The 12383-nt window shown below is 67.5% G+C and carries 12 protein-coding genes; 4 read left to right on the top strand and 8 right to left on the bottom strand.

Going from position 1 to position 12383, the window contains the following annotated elements; genetic code table 11:
- Positions 1–125: 125 nt before the first annotated feature.
- Genes LRA87_RS12750 through xseA form a run of 3 tightly spaced genes read right to left on the bottom strand, consistent with a single transcriptional unit; the run spans position 126 to position 2586 of the window.
- Positions 126–953, bottom strand: a complete 828-nt coding sequence (locus LRA87_RS12750) for a M23 family metallopeptidase (RefSeq protein ID WP_230631854.1) — start codon at positions 951–953, stop codon at positions 126–128.
- Complete coding sequence (locus LRA87_RS12745) at positions 950–1150, bottom strand: DUF2093 domain-containing protein (RefSeq protein ID WP_230631852.1); 201 nt, start codon at positions 1148–1150, stop codon at positions 950–952. The genes LRA87_RS12750 and LRA87_RS12745 overlap by 4 nt, the downstream gene beginning before the upstream one ends.
- 14 nt (positions 1151–1164) lie before the next feature.
- Positions 1165–2586, bottom strand: coding sequence for an exodeoxyribonuclease VII large subunit (gene xseA / locus LRA87_RS12740; RefSeq protein WP_230631850.1), 1422 nt, complete (start codon positions 2584–2586; stop codon positions 1165–1167).
- Between xseA and purD the strand changes: the two genes are divergently transcribed.
- Entirely contained in the window at positions 2585–3844 is a 1260-nt protein-coding gene (gene purD / locus LRA87_RS12735; RefSeq protein ID WP_230631848.1) for a phosphoribosylamine--glycine ligase, read from the top strand. The two genes, xseA and purD, sit on opposite strands and share 2 nt — an antisense overlap.
- Positions 3845–3847: 3 nt before the next feature.
- On the opposite strand, the gene LRA87_RS12730 is transcribed toward purD, so the two are convergent.
- Together LRA87_RS12730 and LRA87_RS12725 are read right to left on the bottom strand one after the other, a co-directional pair.
- The gene (locus tag LRA87_RS12730; protein WP_230631846.1) at positions 3848–4333 is read right to left on the bottom strand and encodes a MarR family winged helix-turn-helix transcriptional regulator; all 486 of its coding nucleotides are present in this window, start codon (positions 4331–4333) and stop codon (positions 3848–3850) included.
- A gap of 90 nt (positions 4334–4423) precedes the next feature.
- Complete coding sequence (locus LRA87_RS12725; RefSeq protein ID WP_230631844.1) at positions 4424–5035, bottom strand: class I SAM-dependent methyltransferase; 612 nt, start codon at positions 5033–5035, stop codon at positions 4424–4426.
- Positions 5036–5209: 174 nt separating this feature from the next.
- Here LRA87_RS12725 and LRA87_RS12720 point away from each other — a divergent pair, with 174 nt between their 5' ends.
- Positions 5210–5539: an antibiotic biosynthesis monooxygenase family protein gene (locus LRA87_RS12720; RefSeq protein WP_230631842.1), complete on the top strand. Its 330-nt coding sequence runs from the start codon at positions 5210–5212 to the stop codon at positions 5537–5539.
- Between the two features lie 14 nt (positions 5540–5553).
- Positions 5554–6822 carry an MFS transporter gene (locus LRA87_RS12715; RefSeq protein ID WP_230631840.1) on the top strand — a complete coding sequence of 423 codons (1269 nt, stop codon included), beginning with the start codon at positions 5554–5556 and terminating at the stop codon, positions 6820–6822.
- On the opposite strand, the gene LRA87_RS12710 is transcribed toward LRA87_RS12715, so the two are convergent.
- Complete coding sequence (locus tag LRA87_RS12710; protein ID WP_230631838.1) at positions 6819–7916, bottom strand: metallophosphoesterase; 1098 nt, start codon at positions 7914–7916, stop codon at positions 6819–6821. The genes LRA87_RS12715 and LRA87_RS12710 overlap by 4 nt on opposite strands.
- 275 nt (positions 7917–8191) lie before the next feature.
- Complete coding sequence (locus LRA87_RS12705; RefSeq protein WP_230631836.1) at positions 8192–10483, bottom strand: CDC48 family AAA ATPase; 2292 nt, start codon at positions 10481–10483, stop codon at positions 8192–8194.
- 257 nt (positions 10484–10740) lie between these two features.
- Between LRA87_RS12705 and LRA87_RS12700 the strand changes: the two genes are divergently transcribed.
- Positions 10741–11625 carry a LysR substrate-binding domain-containing protein gene (locus LRA87_RS12700; protein ID WP_230631835.1) on the top strand — a complete coding sequence of 295 codons (885 nt, stop codon included), beginning with the start codon at positions 10741–10743 and terminating at the stop codon, positions 11623–11625.
- A gap of 194 nt (positions 11626–11819) precedes the next feature.
- Here LRA87_RS12700 and LRA87_RS12695 read toward each other — a convergent pair whose 3' ends face one another.
- Positions 11820–12278: a peptidylprolyl isomerase gene (locus LRA87_RS12695; protein WP_230631833.1), complete on the bottom strand. Its 459-nt coding sequence runs from the start codon at positions 12276–12278 to the stop codon at positions 11820–11822.
- Between the last annotated feature and the right edge of the window lie 105 nt (positions 12279–12383).

The following is a 12383-nucleotide window of genomic DNA, read 5'->3' as shown; positions in this document are numbered from 1 at the left end:
GCGCAAATGTTGAAAGTCAAATTAACCGCGGGCACGGTCGATCGGTCACGCGACGAGCCGTTTTGCCGGTGCGGCGGTCGGTGCAGTCGACACGTAAGGCGCCGCGCAGGTGCCGCTCGCAGGGATTATCCCGGCGGCATCGGCCCGGCGACGAGTATCGGATCGAGGCGGGCGTCGTGCCAGCGCAGGCTCCAGTGGAGGTGCGGGCCGGTGGCGCGTCCGCTGGCACCGATGGCGCCGATCGGCTCGCCCTGACGCACATGGTCGCCGACCTTCACGTCGATGCGCGAGAGGTGGAGGAACGCGCTGTTGAGGCTGTGACCGTGGTCGAGCATCAGCAGGTGCCCTTCCAGCGTGAAGGGCCGATCGGCGGCCAGGATGACGACGCCGTCGGCGGGAGCGATCACGGGCGTTCCGGTGGGCCGGGCGATGTCGGTACCGGAATGGTACGAGCCCGGCTCGCCGCGATAGATGCGTTGCGCGCCGAACAGGCCGGAGATGCGACCGGTCGCGGGCCAGCGGAACGACTGACGCCAGCCACCAGCATCGGTGACCATCGCACGGGCGGTGGCGATCTGTGCGAGTTCGCCGGGGCGGATCCGGGCCATCACCGGATCGGGCGCGGGGAAGCGGGGCAGGGTGTTCAGCCGCTCGATCCGCCATGCGCGCGGCGCGATGGCAAGCGGCTGCGTGATGCTGCGGCCATCGGCAAGCGTTGCGGCGAGCAGTGCCTGCGGACCTGCGTCACGATCGAATCCGGCGATGAAGCGGCCTTGCTCCATGTCCAGCCGATGGCCGTCGAGCGTCACGGCGACGCTGCCGGTGGGGGCGGTGCCGGCGATCAGCCCGCCCTGCATCGGCGTACCGGTCCAACGGAAGGCCGGGTTCGAAACCTGCGCCGGTGCGGCGACCGCGATACAGGCGGTCAGCAGCAGGCCGGCGGATCCCTTCATCGCGGCGCCAGCGCTTCGCTGGCGAGGTGCGCGCTGGCGAAAGCTTCCTGTCGCGCGACGCTCCAGTAGCGCAGCAGCTCGAGCGGGATGCGCGCGCCGCTGATGCCGCAGACGACATGATCGCCCGGGCTGAGCACGCGGAAACCATTGGCCATGTAGTGCAGCCGTGCGGGACGGTCGGAATTGGAAACGAGCATCGGGCGGGTCCGTATCAGAGCAGGGTCGGCTGGTCGGGCTTGGGCGCGGCATAGGCGCGCGGCGGCTTGCGCTCAACCTTCGGTGCCGGGGGCGGAGAGGGCGACGTGGTGCCGTCGTCGACGATCGCATCGACGCTGCCGTCGCGGAAGCGCAGCGTCAGCGCGCCCGCCTCGCGGGCGGCGGTGGCGGAGGACAGGGTCGCCCCGCCCCGCGCCGTCACCCGTGCATAGCCCCGGTCGAGCACGGCATCGGGGTTGAGCGACTGCACCAGCCGCCATGTCGCCGCCAGCCGGTCGCGGTTGCGCGTCACCTGTTGCTGCAACACTGCCGGTCGCAGCGCACCACTCGACCGGTCCAGCTGGCCGCGTGCCAGCGTGATGCGGCGTTCCAGTCCACGATCCAGCCGCTGACCGGCATCGTCGGCACGCTGCCGCTGCGGCCCCAACAGGGCGTCGCGTTTGGGCAGCAGGCGGGCGAGCGCGGTCAGCTGTTCGCGACCACGCTCCAGATAGCGGTTGGCGCAGCGCTGCGTCCGCAGGCCGTGGCTCTGGATGGTGTGGCGCAGGTCGGCGAGCACCGGCACCGCCAGTTCCGCCGCCGCGGTCGGGGTCGGTGCGCGCAGGTCGGCGGTGAAGTCGCAGAGCGTGGTGTCGGTCTCGTGGCCGACCGCGGAGATGATCGGGATCGAACATCCGGCAACGGCACGGACCACGGCCTCCTCGTTGAACGCCCACAGATCCTCGATCGAGCCGCCGCCGCGCGCGACGATGACGAGATCGGGGCGCGGGGTGGGGCCATCGGCGGGCATCGCGTCGAATCCACGGATCGCGGCTGCGACCTCCTCGGCGGCGCCGTGCCCCTGCACCTTCACGGGCCAGACGAGGACGTGGGTGGGACAGCGATCCTCCAGCCGATGGAGGATATCGCGGATCACCGCGCCCGTGGGGGAGGTGACGACGCCGATCGTCTTCGGCAGATAGGGCAGGCGCTGCTTGCGCGCGGCATCGAACAGCCCTTCGCCCGCCAGCTTCGCCTTCAGCTTTTCGAACAGCGCCATCAGTGCGCCGGCACCGGCCAGCTCCATCCGGTCGATGACGATCTGGTATTTGGAACGGCCGGGATAGGTGGTCAGCTTGCCGGTCGCGATGACCTCGATCCCGTCCTGCGCGGCGAAGGCGAGGCCGTTCGCCGCGCCCTTCCACATCACGCCGTCGATCACCGCGCTGTCGTCCTTCAACGCAAGATAGACGTGGCCGGAGGTCGCGCGCTTGTAGCCCGAAATCTCGCCGCGGATGCGGACGTGGCCGAATTCGCCCTCGACCATCCGCTTCAGCTTGAAGCTCAGTTCGCCGACCGACATCGCGAGTGCGTTGTCGCCGGGGCGCTGCTCGGCTAGCAGCGGCGCGTCATCGGTATCGGATCGGAATTCGGGCATGAACGTCCTGCTGTTGGGCTCAGGCGGCCGCGAGCACGCACTCGGCTGGAAACTGGCGCAATCGGCCCTCCTGGATACGCTCTACGCCGCGCCTGGCAACCCCGGCATCGCCGCGCATGCGACGCTCGTCGGGCTGGATGCGACGGATCATGCCGCAGTGCTGGATTTCGTGGCGGGGCATGACGTCGGGCTGGTCGTGATCGGACCGGAAGCGCCGTTGGTGGACGGGCTGGGCGATGCCCTGCGCGCCGCGGGCGTACCGGTGTTCGGGCCGAACAAGGCGGCGGCGCAGCTGGAAGGGTCCAAAGGCTTCACCAAGGATCTGTGCCGTCGCGCCGACATTCCCACCGCGGGCTATGTCCGCGTCAACAGCCGTACCGAGGCGGAAGCGGCGCTGGCGACTACGTTCAGCTATCCGCTGGTCATCAAGGCGGATGGACTGGCGGCCGGCAAGGGCGTGGTGATCGCCACCAGCGAGGCCGAAGCGGCGGCTGCGTTCGATGCGATGTTCAATTCCGGCGATGCGCCTGTGGTGCTGGAGGAATTCCTCGACGGCGAAGAGGCGAGCCTGTTCGTGCTGACCGACGGCGTGACGCTGATGCCGTTCGGCAGCGCGCAGGATCACAAGCGGGTCGGTGAGGGCGACACCGGGCCGAACACCGGCGGAATGGGGGCGTACAGCCCGGCGCCGGTGCTGACCGCCGAACTGGAGCGGCAGGCGATCGAACGCATCGTCGCACCCACCGTCAAGGCGATGGCTGACGAGGGCACGCCATTCAGCGGCGTGCTGTACGCCGGGTTGATGCTGACATCGGCGGGACCGAAGCTGATCGAATATAACGCTCGGTTCGGCGACCCCGAATGTCAGGTGCTGATGCCGCGTTTCGAGGGCGATCTGATCACGTTGATGCTGGCGGTGGCCAAGGGGCGGCTGGCCGAGATCGGGGCGCCGGCCTTTACCGATGCCACGGCGATGACCGTGGTGCTTGCCGCCGCGGGTTATCCCGGCGTGCCCACGACGGGGGGCGCGATCCGAGGGGTCGCGGAGGCCGAGGCGACGGGAGGAATCGTGTTTCAGGCCGGAACGCGGCAGGACGGCGATGATCTGGTCGCAGCGGGCGGGCGCGTGTTAGCGGTTACCGGTTTGGGAAGCGATCTGGTGAGCGCGCGCGATGCCGCCTATCGGGGCGTGGACGCCATCGATTTTGCCGACGGCTTCTGCCGGCGCGATATCGGCTGGCGCGAATTGTCGCGCTGAACGTCAGCGGCTGAGCGCGTCGACGTGGACGCGCGCCGCCTCCGGGATCAGTGCCTCCAGTACCGTCCAGTAACCGGCGACGGCATCCTGACCGGCATAGGAATAGGCCTTGGCCATCTTGTCGCGCTGTTCTTCGTACAAGGCGGCTTCCAGCGCGGCTCCGGTGGTGGTGAGGCGGAGCAGGCGATGGCGGCGATCGTGATCGCCGTGCCGCATCTGCACCAGGTCGCGGTCGACGAGATCCTTCATCACCCGGCCGAGCGACTGTTTGGTGACGCCGAGCAGCGCCAGCAGGTCGCCCACCGTCACGTCGGGCTTTCGACCGATGAAATACATGGCCCGGTGGTGGGCACGGCCGAGACCCATTTCCGCCAGCTTTTCGTCGGCGCTCCGCACGAAACGCGATTGGGCGAACAGCATCAATTCCATGCCACGGCGAATCGCTGCATCGTGCAGAAACAGCGCGGGGGAAAGCTTCGGTCCGTCCATAACGGACCAGCTAGCCTAACATAGGATAAAAGGAAAGCCGCGACCCAGTAGTTCTGTGATCGATAGTGTCGCAGATCGGTGCAGTTTCGATCAATCCTTCCACGCCCAGTACAGCTGCGCAGGTGGAACGTTCCACCATTCCATATCGTGATCGATCGTGTCGAAATGGGGGGTGAGGAAGTGCTTCACCTTGGGCGAGAATTGATAGACCAGAAAGGCACCGCCTGTGCGGATGACCCGGTGCGTTGCCGACGCGATGGCCGGACCCACGCCGTCCGGCAACGTCGAGAAGGGAAGGCCGGACAGGACGTAGTCCGCATGATCGTGCCCGTGTTCGCGCACGATGCGCTCGACGTCCGCCGCCGACCCCTCGACCGCGACGAAGCGCGAATCGGTGATGGTGTGGTCGAGATAGCGGATGAAATCGGCATTGGTGTCGATCGCGATCAGCATGGCGTCCGGCGCCATCCGTTCCAGGATCGGGCGGCAGAAGGTGCCGACGCCGGGCCCATATTCGACGAACAGCTTGCACGCGCCCCAGTCGACCGGACCCAGCATCTTGCGGATCAGCTTGTCCGAAGAGGGGATGATCGAACCGACCATCACGGGGTGTTTCAGAAAACCCTGGAAGAACATCGCGACCGGACTCGGCACGCCGGCGGTACGGGTATTGCGCCGGGCGGCGGTGGTCGGACTGGGCATCGGAATCCTGTCGTTCTCGCGTGATCGTCCCGCGCGAACACGCGGATGACACCCCGTGCCACGTTTCCCGAACGCGTTTCAAGACTGGGGGTTGCGTAAAGCGATGCGGTTTGCCGCAGGATCGCGATGCTTGCCCTGTCGCCGGTACGGCGTAGGAGGGGCGGACAACGGGGGATGGATGTGGAGCAGCGGCGGGTCGGCGAAGTGGCGGTGATCTTCACCTCGACGCGCAACGACGTGGATCACGCGAGCTATGACGTCGCCGCTATCGCGATGGATGCGCTCGCCGCGCAGCAGCCGGGGTATCGCGGAGTGGAGAGTGCGCGGGGACCGGACGGCGTCGGTCTGACGATCAGCTATTGGGCGGACGAGGCGGCGGCGATCGCGTGGCGCGACCATCCCGATCACGCCGCGATTCGCAATATCGGGCGGGCTCGCTGGTACGATTCCTATCGCGTCACCGTCTGCGCGGTCACCCGCAGCTATGACTGGGTGCGTTCATGACGCGGGACAGGACGATGGACCGACGGTTCGCGCTGATGTTCCTCGTGATGCTGACGATCGCGGCGGGCAATACCGCATTGCAATCGATCCTGCCGGCGCTGGGCCGATCGCTGGGCGTCGCCGATCGCGCGGTGGCGGCGGCATTTTCACTATCGGCATTGTTGTGGGTGCTGGCCGCACCGTTCTGGGCGAACCGGTCCGACCGGCAGGGGCGGCGGGCGATGATCCTGCTCGGGGTAGGTGGCTTTTCGGTGTCGCTCAGCCTGTGCGGCGTGTTTCTGGCGGCGGGGATCAACGGCTGGATCGGCGGTACCGCGGCGTTCGGGCTCTTCATCGCCGGGCGGCTGATCTACGGCACCTTCGGCTCGGCCGCGCCGCCGGCGGTGCAGGCGCTGGTTGCCGGCGAGACCAGTCGCGAGGAGCGGACCAAGGCGCTGACCCTGCTGGCGAGCGCGTTCGGCCTCGGCACCATATTGGGGCCGGCGGTGGCGCCCTACCTGTTGCTGGGCAGCGTCGGCGGCGTTGAAATCGGGCTGGCGGGGCCGGCGTTCGTGTTCGCCGTCTTCGGCGTCGGCGTGTGGATCACGGTGCGGGTGATGCTGTCCGACGATCGCGCGCAGCCACATGCGGAACATGGTGCATCATCGGCCTATCCCTCGATCGGCGGCGCTCCCACCGGCGCCAGCGTGACCGCGGCGACGCAGCCGCATGTCGAGCATGTCGGCTATCTCGACATCCGGGTGCGCGGCTGGATGATCGCCGGACTGGTGATGGGTCACGCGCAGGCCATGACCAGCCAGGCGATCGGTTTTCTGGTGATCGACCGGCTGGCAATCGCGCCGGCGCTGGCACTGGAACCGACCGGCATCGTGCTGATGATGGGAGCGGGCGCGGCGCTGCTGGTGCAATGGGGCGTGATCCCGCTGCTCGGCCTCAGCCCGCGGCGGCTGGTGCTGGTCGGGCTGGTGCTCGCGGCAGCGGGCGTGGCGCTGACCGGGGTGGCGACCTCGCTGTATGGAATCGCGACCGCCTATGCGCTGGCGAACCTGGGATTCGGCTTCACCCGGCCGGGCTTCACCGCGGGGGCGAGCCTGGCGGTGGGGCCGGCGGCGCAAGGCTCGGTCGCGGGCAAGGTGACCAGCGTCAACGGCGCCAGCTTCGTACTGGGCCCGTCGATCGGCGTAGGGCTGTACGAGATTGCGCGACCGCTGCCGTATCTGGCAGCGGCGGCCGGACTGGTGCTGCTGTTCGTCTACGCATGGGCCACATTGCGCGACCGCTAATCCGCCCGCCGCAGTGTGATGCGGGTGAGTTCGGACGGCCGCCCCAGCCGCAGGGCGAAGCCGGGCCACAGCGCGGTGCCGTTGTTGACGTACAGCGTCATGCCATCGATGCGATAGCGGCCCGACACGAAGCCTGCGTTCGGCCCGGCGACCAGCCGATCGAGGCCGGCGATCATCCCACCATGCGTATGCCCCGACAGTTGCAGCGCGACGCCGCGTGCAGCGGCGTTGCGGGCGTTCTTCGGCTGGTGATCGAGCAGCACGACCGGCACGTCCGCCGGCGCTCCCGCCAGCGCGGCGGCCAGGTCGGGCCCGGGCCTTCCGGTCGCCGGCGCGGATGCATCGGTGACGCCGGCCAGCACCAGAGCCGCGCCGTCGCGGGTCAGGACGCCATGTCGATTGGCGAGGATCGTCATCCCCATGCCGGCGAAGTGGCGCATATAGTCTTCGTAACCGAAGAAATATTCGTGATTGCCCGGAATCGCCCAGACACCGTCGCGGGCACGCAGATCGCGGAGCGGTTCGACATCGACGCGGCGGGCATCGAGCGTGCCATCGATGAAATCACCGGTGATGACGATCAGGTCGGCATCGAGGCCGTTGGTGCGATCCACCATCGCCCGCGTCCAGCGCGCCGGGAACAGCCGGCTGATGTGCATGTCGGTCAACTGGACCAGGCGATAGCCGTCGAACCGCCGTGGCAACCCGGCAATGGCGACCGTGATGTCCTTCACCGGCGGCACCCGGATCGCATTGGCGACACCGATCGCGGCGAGCAAGGCCGCGACCCCCGCCGTCGCATAGCGCACCTCGTCCGGCACGACCGGCCAGTGGCCCAGCACGGGTCTGCCGAGCAGCAGGATCGCGTCGGTGACCAGCACGAGCATCGCGAGCAACAGGATCGCACCGAACGCCCAGTTGAACGCGATGACGAACGGCCGGGGAAATTCGGGCGAGAACACCGATCCCGACGATAGGCGGTTCCAGAGGTGATATTGCGAGGCCGCGATCAGCAGCACTGCGATGATCGCCTTGATCCCCAGCGGCAGCGTGAGGGGCCAGACGAAGCGCGCGAGGACGAGCAAGGCCGGCAAGCTGAAGATCAGGTGGAAGATTGTGACTCTCCGAATACGGGGATGACGAGCACGCGATAGCCGGGTGAGCGGGCGTTGGAGGATGGGACAGGGCGAGGCGACATTCAGGGACGCTGATGCATGGTTGTCATTCCCGCGCAGGCGGGAATCCATAAGCCCTGCCGTTTCGGCTCTGCTCGCAGCGTCAGCCTGTATGGACTCCCGCCTGCGCGGGAGTGACGACCATGCGTTGTGATGACCCATCCGGGCCATCGATGCCGAAATACCGATCGTCCCTAGACGTCCGCCTTGCTACCCCGGCTTCGCAATTGTCCGGGTGAGATGAAACCCAGCGGCTGGATCGCGGCGGCGTCCTGCTTCAATCGCGCGGCGATCTGTTCGTAATCCTTCTCCATCTCCGGCGTCACGCTCGCCCGCGATTGGGTGAGCGCCTCCTCGAAATCGGCCATCGTCACCTCTGCCGACTGGAGCGACCGGCGGAGCGCGGTCAGACCGGCACGGCGGACGACGTCCTCAAGATCGGCACCGGTGAAGCGGTCCGTTTGCCTTGCGACCTCGTCAAGATCGACATCGCTCGCCAGCGGCATCTTCTGCGTCTGGATCGCGAGGATGCGCCGCCGCCCCTCGGCATTCGGCACGCCGACATAGACCAGTTCGTCGAACCGCCCCGGCCGGAGCAGCGCCGGGTCGATCAGATTGGGCCGGTTGGTCGCACCGATCACGACGACCGACTGCAATTCCTCCAGCCCGTCCATCTCGGCGAGGATGGTGTTGACCACCCGCTCCGTCACCTGCGGCTCGCCTGCACCGGAGCCACGCGCCGGCACCAGCGAATCGAGTTCGTCGATGAAGATCACGCACGGCGCGACCTGACGCGCGCGCTGGAACAGGCGCGTGATCTGCTGTTCGCTCTCGCCATACCATTTGCTCAGCAGGTCGGACGATTTGGTGGCGATGAAATTCGCCTCCGCCTCGCGCGCCACCGCCTTGGCCAGCAGCGTCTTGCCGGTGCCGGGCGGGCCGTACAGCAGGAAGCCCTTGGCTGGCCGGATGCCGAGCCGGCGGAAGGCATCAGGGTCCTTCAGCGGCAGTTCGACGCCTTCCTTCAGCCGGTTCTGCGCCGCGTCGAGCCCGCCGACATCCTCCCAGCGCACACGCGGGGCCTCGACCATCACTTCGCGCATCGCGCTCGGCTGAACGCGCTTCAGCGCCTCGAGGAAATCCTCGCGCGTCACCGAGAGGTCGTCGAGCACCTCGGGCGGCACGGTGCGTTCCTCGAGGTTTAGGCGCGGCATGATCCGCCGCACCGCCTCGATCGCCGCCTCGCGGGTCAGCGCGGCGAGGTCTGCGCCGACGAAGCCATAGGTGGTGCGCGCCAGTTCGGCGAGGTCGACCTTGTCGCCCAGCGGCATGCCGCGGGTGTGGATGCCTAGAATCTCGCGCCGGCCACGCTCGTCCGGTACGCCGACGACGATCTCGCGATCGAAGCGGCCGGGCCGGCGCAGCGCCTCGTCGATCGCCTCGGGCCGGTTGGTCGCCGCGATCACCACGAGGTTGGCCCGCGATTCAAGGCCGTCCATCAGCGTTAGCAACTGTGCGACGACGCGCTTCTCCGCCTCGCCCTGCACGTTGCCGCGCTTGGGGGCGATCGAATCGATCTCGTCGATGAAGACGATCGACGGCGCGGACTTGGCCGCTTCCTCGAATATCTCGCGCAGGCGGCCTTCCGATTCGCCATAAGCCGACCCCATGATCTCGGGGCCGTTGATCAGGAAGAAGCTCGCGTCCGATTCGTTCGCGACGGCGCGGGCAAGGCGCGTCTTGCCGGTGCCGGGAGGGCCATAGAGCAGCAACCCCTTGGGCGGATCGACGCCGAGGCGCTGGAACAGCTCGGGATAGCGCAGCGGCAACTCGACCATCTCGCGCAACTGGTCGATCGTCTGCGCCATGCCGCCGATGTCGTCATAGGTGACGTCGGCACGGCGCTGCGTCGGTTCCTCATATTCGGGGCGCAGCTCGATCTCGGTATTCTCGTCGATATGGACGACACCCTTGGGGCTCGCCGACACCACCGCCAGCCGGATCTCCTGCAAGGCGTAGGCCGGCGCGTTCATGAACTGCTGGATGCCCGGCGGCATGTTGCCGACGCGCTGGTGCCCCGCGGTCGCAACCACGTCGCCCTGACACAAGGGCCGCCCGAAGAAGGTGCGCTTCAACGCCTGCGGCTGGCCCTGCAAGCGCAAATTCGCCTGCGCCGGCGCGAAGACCACACGCGTCGCGGGCTTCGACTCCACCGCACGCACTTCGACGAAGTCACCCGCGCCGACGCCGGCATTGGCGCGTTGCAGGCCGTCGATGCGCAGCACCTCGATCCCCTCGTCCTCGGGATAGGGGCCGACCGCGCGCGCGGGGGTGGATTGCTTGCCGACGATCTCGATCACGTCACCTTCGCCCACGCCCAGCGCGGCCATCAGGCTGCGCGGCAGGTGCGCGAGGCCGCGCCCGGAATCCTCCGGACGGCTGTTCGCCACCTGGATCTTGCGGGTGGGGGTATCGGTGTCGGCCATCAAACTCGTTCCTCGAAGGTCCTTCGAAGCGCGCAAGATAGGAAGGCGGTTCCGCCTGTGCGAGGGTATCCCCCGAACGGGAGAGGACAAAAAAAGGGCCGGCGCATGAAGCGCCAGCCCGTGAAAGTTTTAGGAGAGGATGCCTGAAAGGCACGTCCTTTTTGTCGCCGGCAGCTTTATGTTGCAAGTGCGAAAAGATGCGATACGATTGCACAAGTTGCATTCGTTAAACCAGATGAAGGGCAGGAGGACAAGCGATGCGCAGGCTGCCGCCGTTGGGCGCGATCGAAGCCTTCGTACAGGTCGCAAGACTGGGGTCGGTCAAGGCCGCCGCGACCGAACTCGCGCTGTCCGCACCCGCGCTCAGCCGCCGTGTCCAGTCGCTGGAACGCTTCATCGACCGGCCGTTGTTCGAACGCCGGCATCAGGCGATGGTGCTCAACAGCGACGGCGAGCGGCTGCTCGCGCAGATCGCACCGGTGCTCGACAGCCTGTCCGACGCGGTCGAGGCGATGACCGGGACGATCGACGTGCTGCGCCTGCGGCTCGGCATCCTGCCGCTGTTCGCCTCGCAGCGGCTGTTCCCGCGGCTGGGCGAGTTGCGCAGCGCGCATCCCGAACTGCACCTCGACATTGATACCGCCGGGCATGGCGTCGCGCGGCTGGGCGAAGGGCTGGACGCGGTGATCGCCTTGTCGCGCGAGATCGAACCGACGCTCTACGCCAAGCGGCTCGACCGCAATCAGGTGTACGTCATCGGTGCGAAGACCCTGCTGGAGGGACCGGACCCGGTGACGCGGCCGGAACAGCTCGCCGGTCTGACCGCACTGATCCATCGCGAGATGCCCGAGACGTTTTCTGCCTGGCGCGAATCGGCGGGGGTCGACGATATCGAGCCGCTCGCGATCGACTATTTCGATTCGGGCGCGCTGATGCTGGAGGCGGCGGCGCAGGGGCTGGGCGTCGCGTTTATGCACGAGAGCCATTTTCAGGACGCGCGCGACCCGCGGCTGGTGCGGCTGTTCGATATCGTGGTGGAGAGCCCGTACAGCTACTGGTTCGTGTGCCGCCCCCGCGCGTTGCAACAGCGGCCGGTGCGGATGTTCCACGATTGGCTGATCCGGACCCTGGGCGAGGTCTGACGATCCGGTCCACCTGCTTCAATTGCCCCGCCCAAACGTTCCGTCATCCCGGCGAACGCCGGGACCCATGGATACGCTCGATCAGCGGTGGAACATGCCATCAGCCGCTTGCTACCATGGGTCCCGGCGTTCGCGGGGATGACGGATTTGGCGGTGGATGAGGGGGGCAGTGAACGCCCCCCCCCCCGGTCACATCACTCAGCGCGAGCCTTGACGATCTTGCCCGGCGCACGCGGCGGCTCGCCCTTTGGCAGCGCGTCGATCAGTTCCATGCCGGACGTCACTTCGCCCCACACGGTGTACTGGTTGTCGAGGAAGCGCGCGTCGTCGAAGACGATGAAGAACTGGCTGTTCGCCGAGTTCGGATCGCTGGTCCGCGCCATCGAACAGATACCGCGGACGTGCGGCTCCTTCGAGAATTCCTGCTTCAGGTTCGCCTTGCTCGATCCGCCGGTGCCGTCGCCGCGGCCGCCGTCGCCGCCCTGCGCCATGAAGCCGGGGATCACGCGGTGGAAGGGGACGCCGTCGTAGAAGCCCTCGTTGGCCAGCTCGGCAATGCGCGCGACATGGTTCGGCGCGAGGTCGGAGCGGAACTTGATGACGACATCGCCGTCATCGAGCGTCAGGGTCAGGGTTTCGAAGGTATCGGCCATATTCTATCCTCTTGTGGTTGACGGGCAGGTAGTGTCGCAAGTGCCGGAGGGCAAATGCGCGAGGGTGGCCATTCGTGCCGCAGCGCGGTAGACGCGCCCGAAGCA

Source organism: Sphingomonas sp. Leaf37 (assembly GCF_920939475.1).
Taxonomy (GTDB): Bacteria; Pseudomonadota; Alphaproteobacteria; order Sphingomonadales; family Sphingomonadaceae; genus Sphingomonas.
This window is presented reverse-complemented; position numbering and strand designations above follow the sequence as displayed.

Excerpts from the sequence above, each read along its gene's own strand:
- LRA87_RS12745 (WP_230631852.1), bottom strand. The coding sequence starts at position 1,150 with ATGCTCGTTTCCAATTCCGACCGTCCCGCACGGCTGCACTACATGGCC.
- LRA87_RS12750 (WP_230631854.1), bottom strand. The coding sequence starts at position 953 with ATGAAGGGATCCGCCGGCCTGCTGCTGACCGCCTGTATCGCGGTCGCC.
- LRA87_RS12720 (WP_230631842.1), top strand. The coding sequence starts at position 5,210 with ATGGATGTGGAGCAGCGGCGGGTCGGCGAAGTGGCGGTGATCTTCACC.
- LRA87_RS12705 (WP_230631836.1), bottom strand. The coding sequence starts at position 10,483 with ATGGCCGACACCGATACCCCCACCCGCAAGATCCAGGTGGCGAACAGC.
- LRA87_RS12730 (WP_230631846.1), bottom strand. The coding sequence starts at position 4,333 with ATGGACGGACCGAAGCTTTCCCCCGCGCTGTTTCTGCACGATGCAGCG.
- LRA87_RS12725 (WP_230631844.1), bottom strand. The coding sequence starts at position 5,035 with ATGCCCAGTCCGACCACCGCCGCCCGGCGCAATACCCGTACCGCCGGC.
- LRA87_RS12700 (WP_230631835.1), top strand. The coding sequence starts at position 10,741 with ATGCGCAGGCTGCCGCCGTTGGGCGCGATCGAAGCCTTCGTACAGGTC.
- xseA (WP_230631850.1), bottom strand. The coding sequence starts at position 2,586 with ATGCCCGAATTCCGATCCGATACCGATGACGCGCCGCTGCTAGCCGAG.
- purD (WP_230631848.1), top strand. The coding sequence starts at position 2,585 with ATGAACGTCCTGCTGTTGGGCTCAGGCGGCCGCGAGCACGCACTCGGC.
- LRA87_RS12695 (WP_230631833.1), bottom strand. The coding sequence starts at position 12,278 with ATGGCCGATACCTTCGAAACCCTGACCCTGACGCTCGATGACGGCGAT.
- LRA87_RS12715 (WP_230631840.1), top strand. The coding sequence starts at position 5,554 with ATGGACCGACGGTTCGCGCTGATGTTCCTCGTGATGCTGACGATCGCG.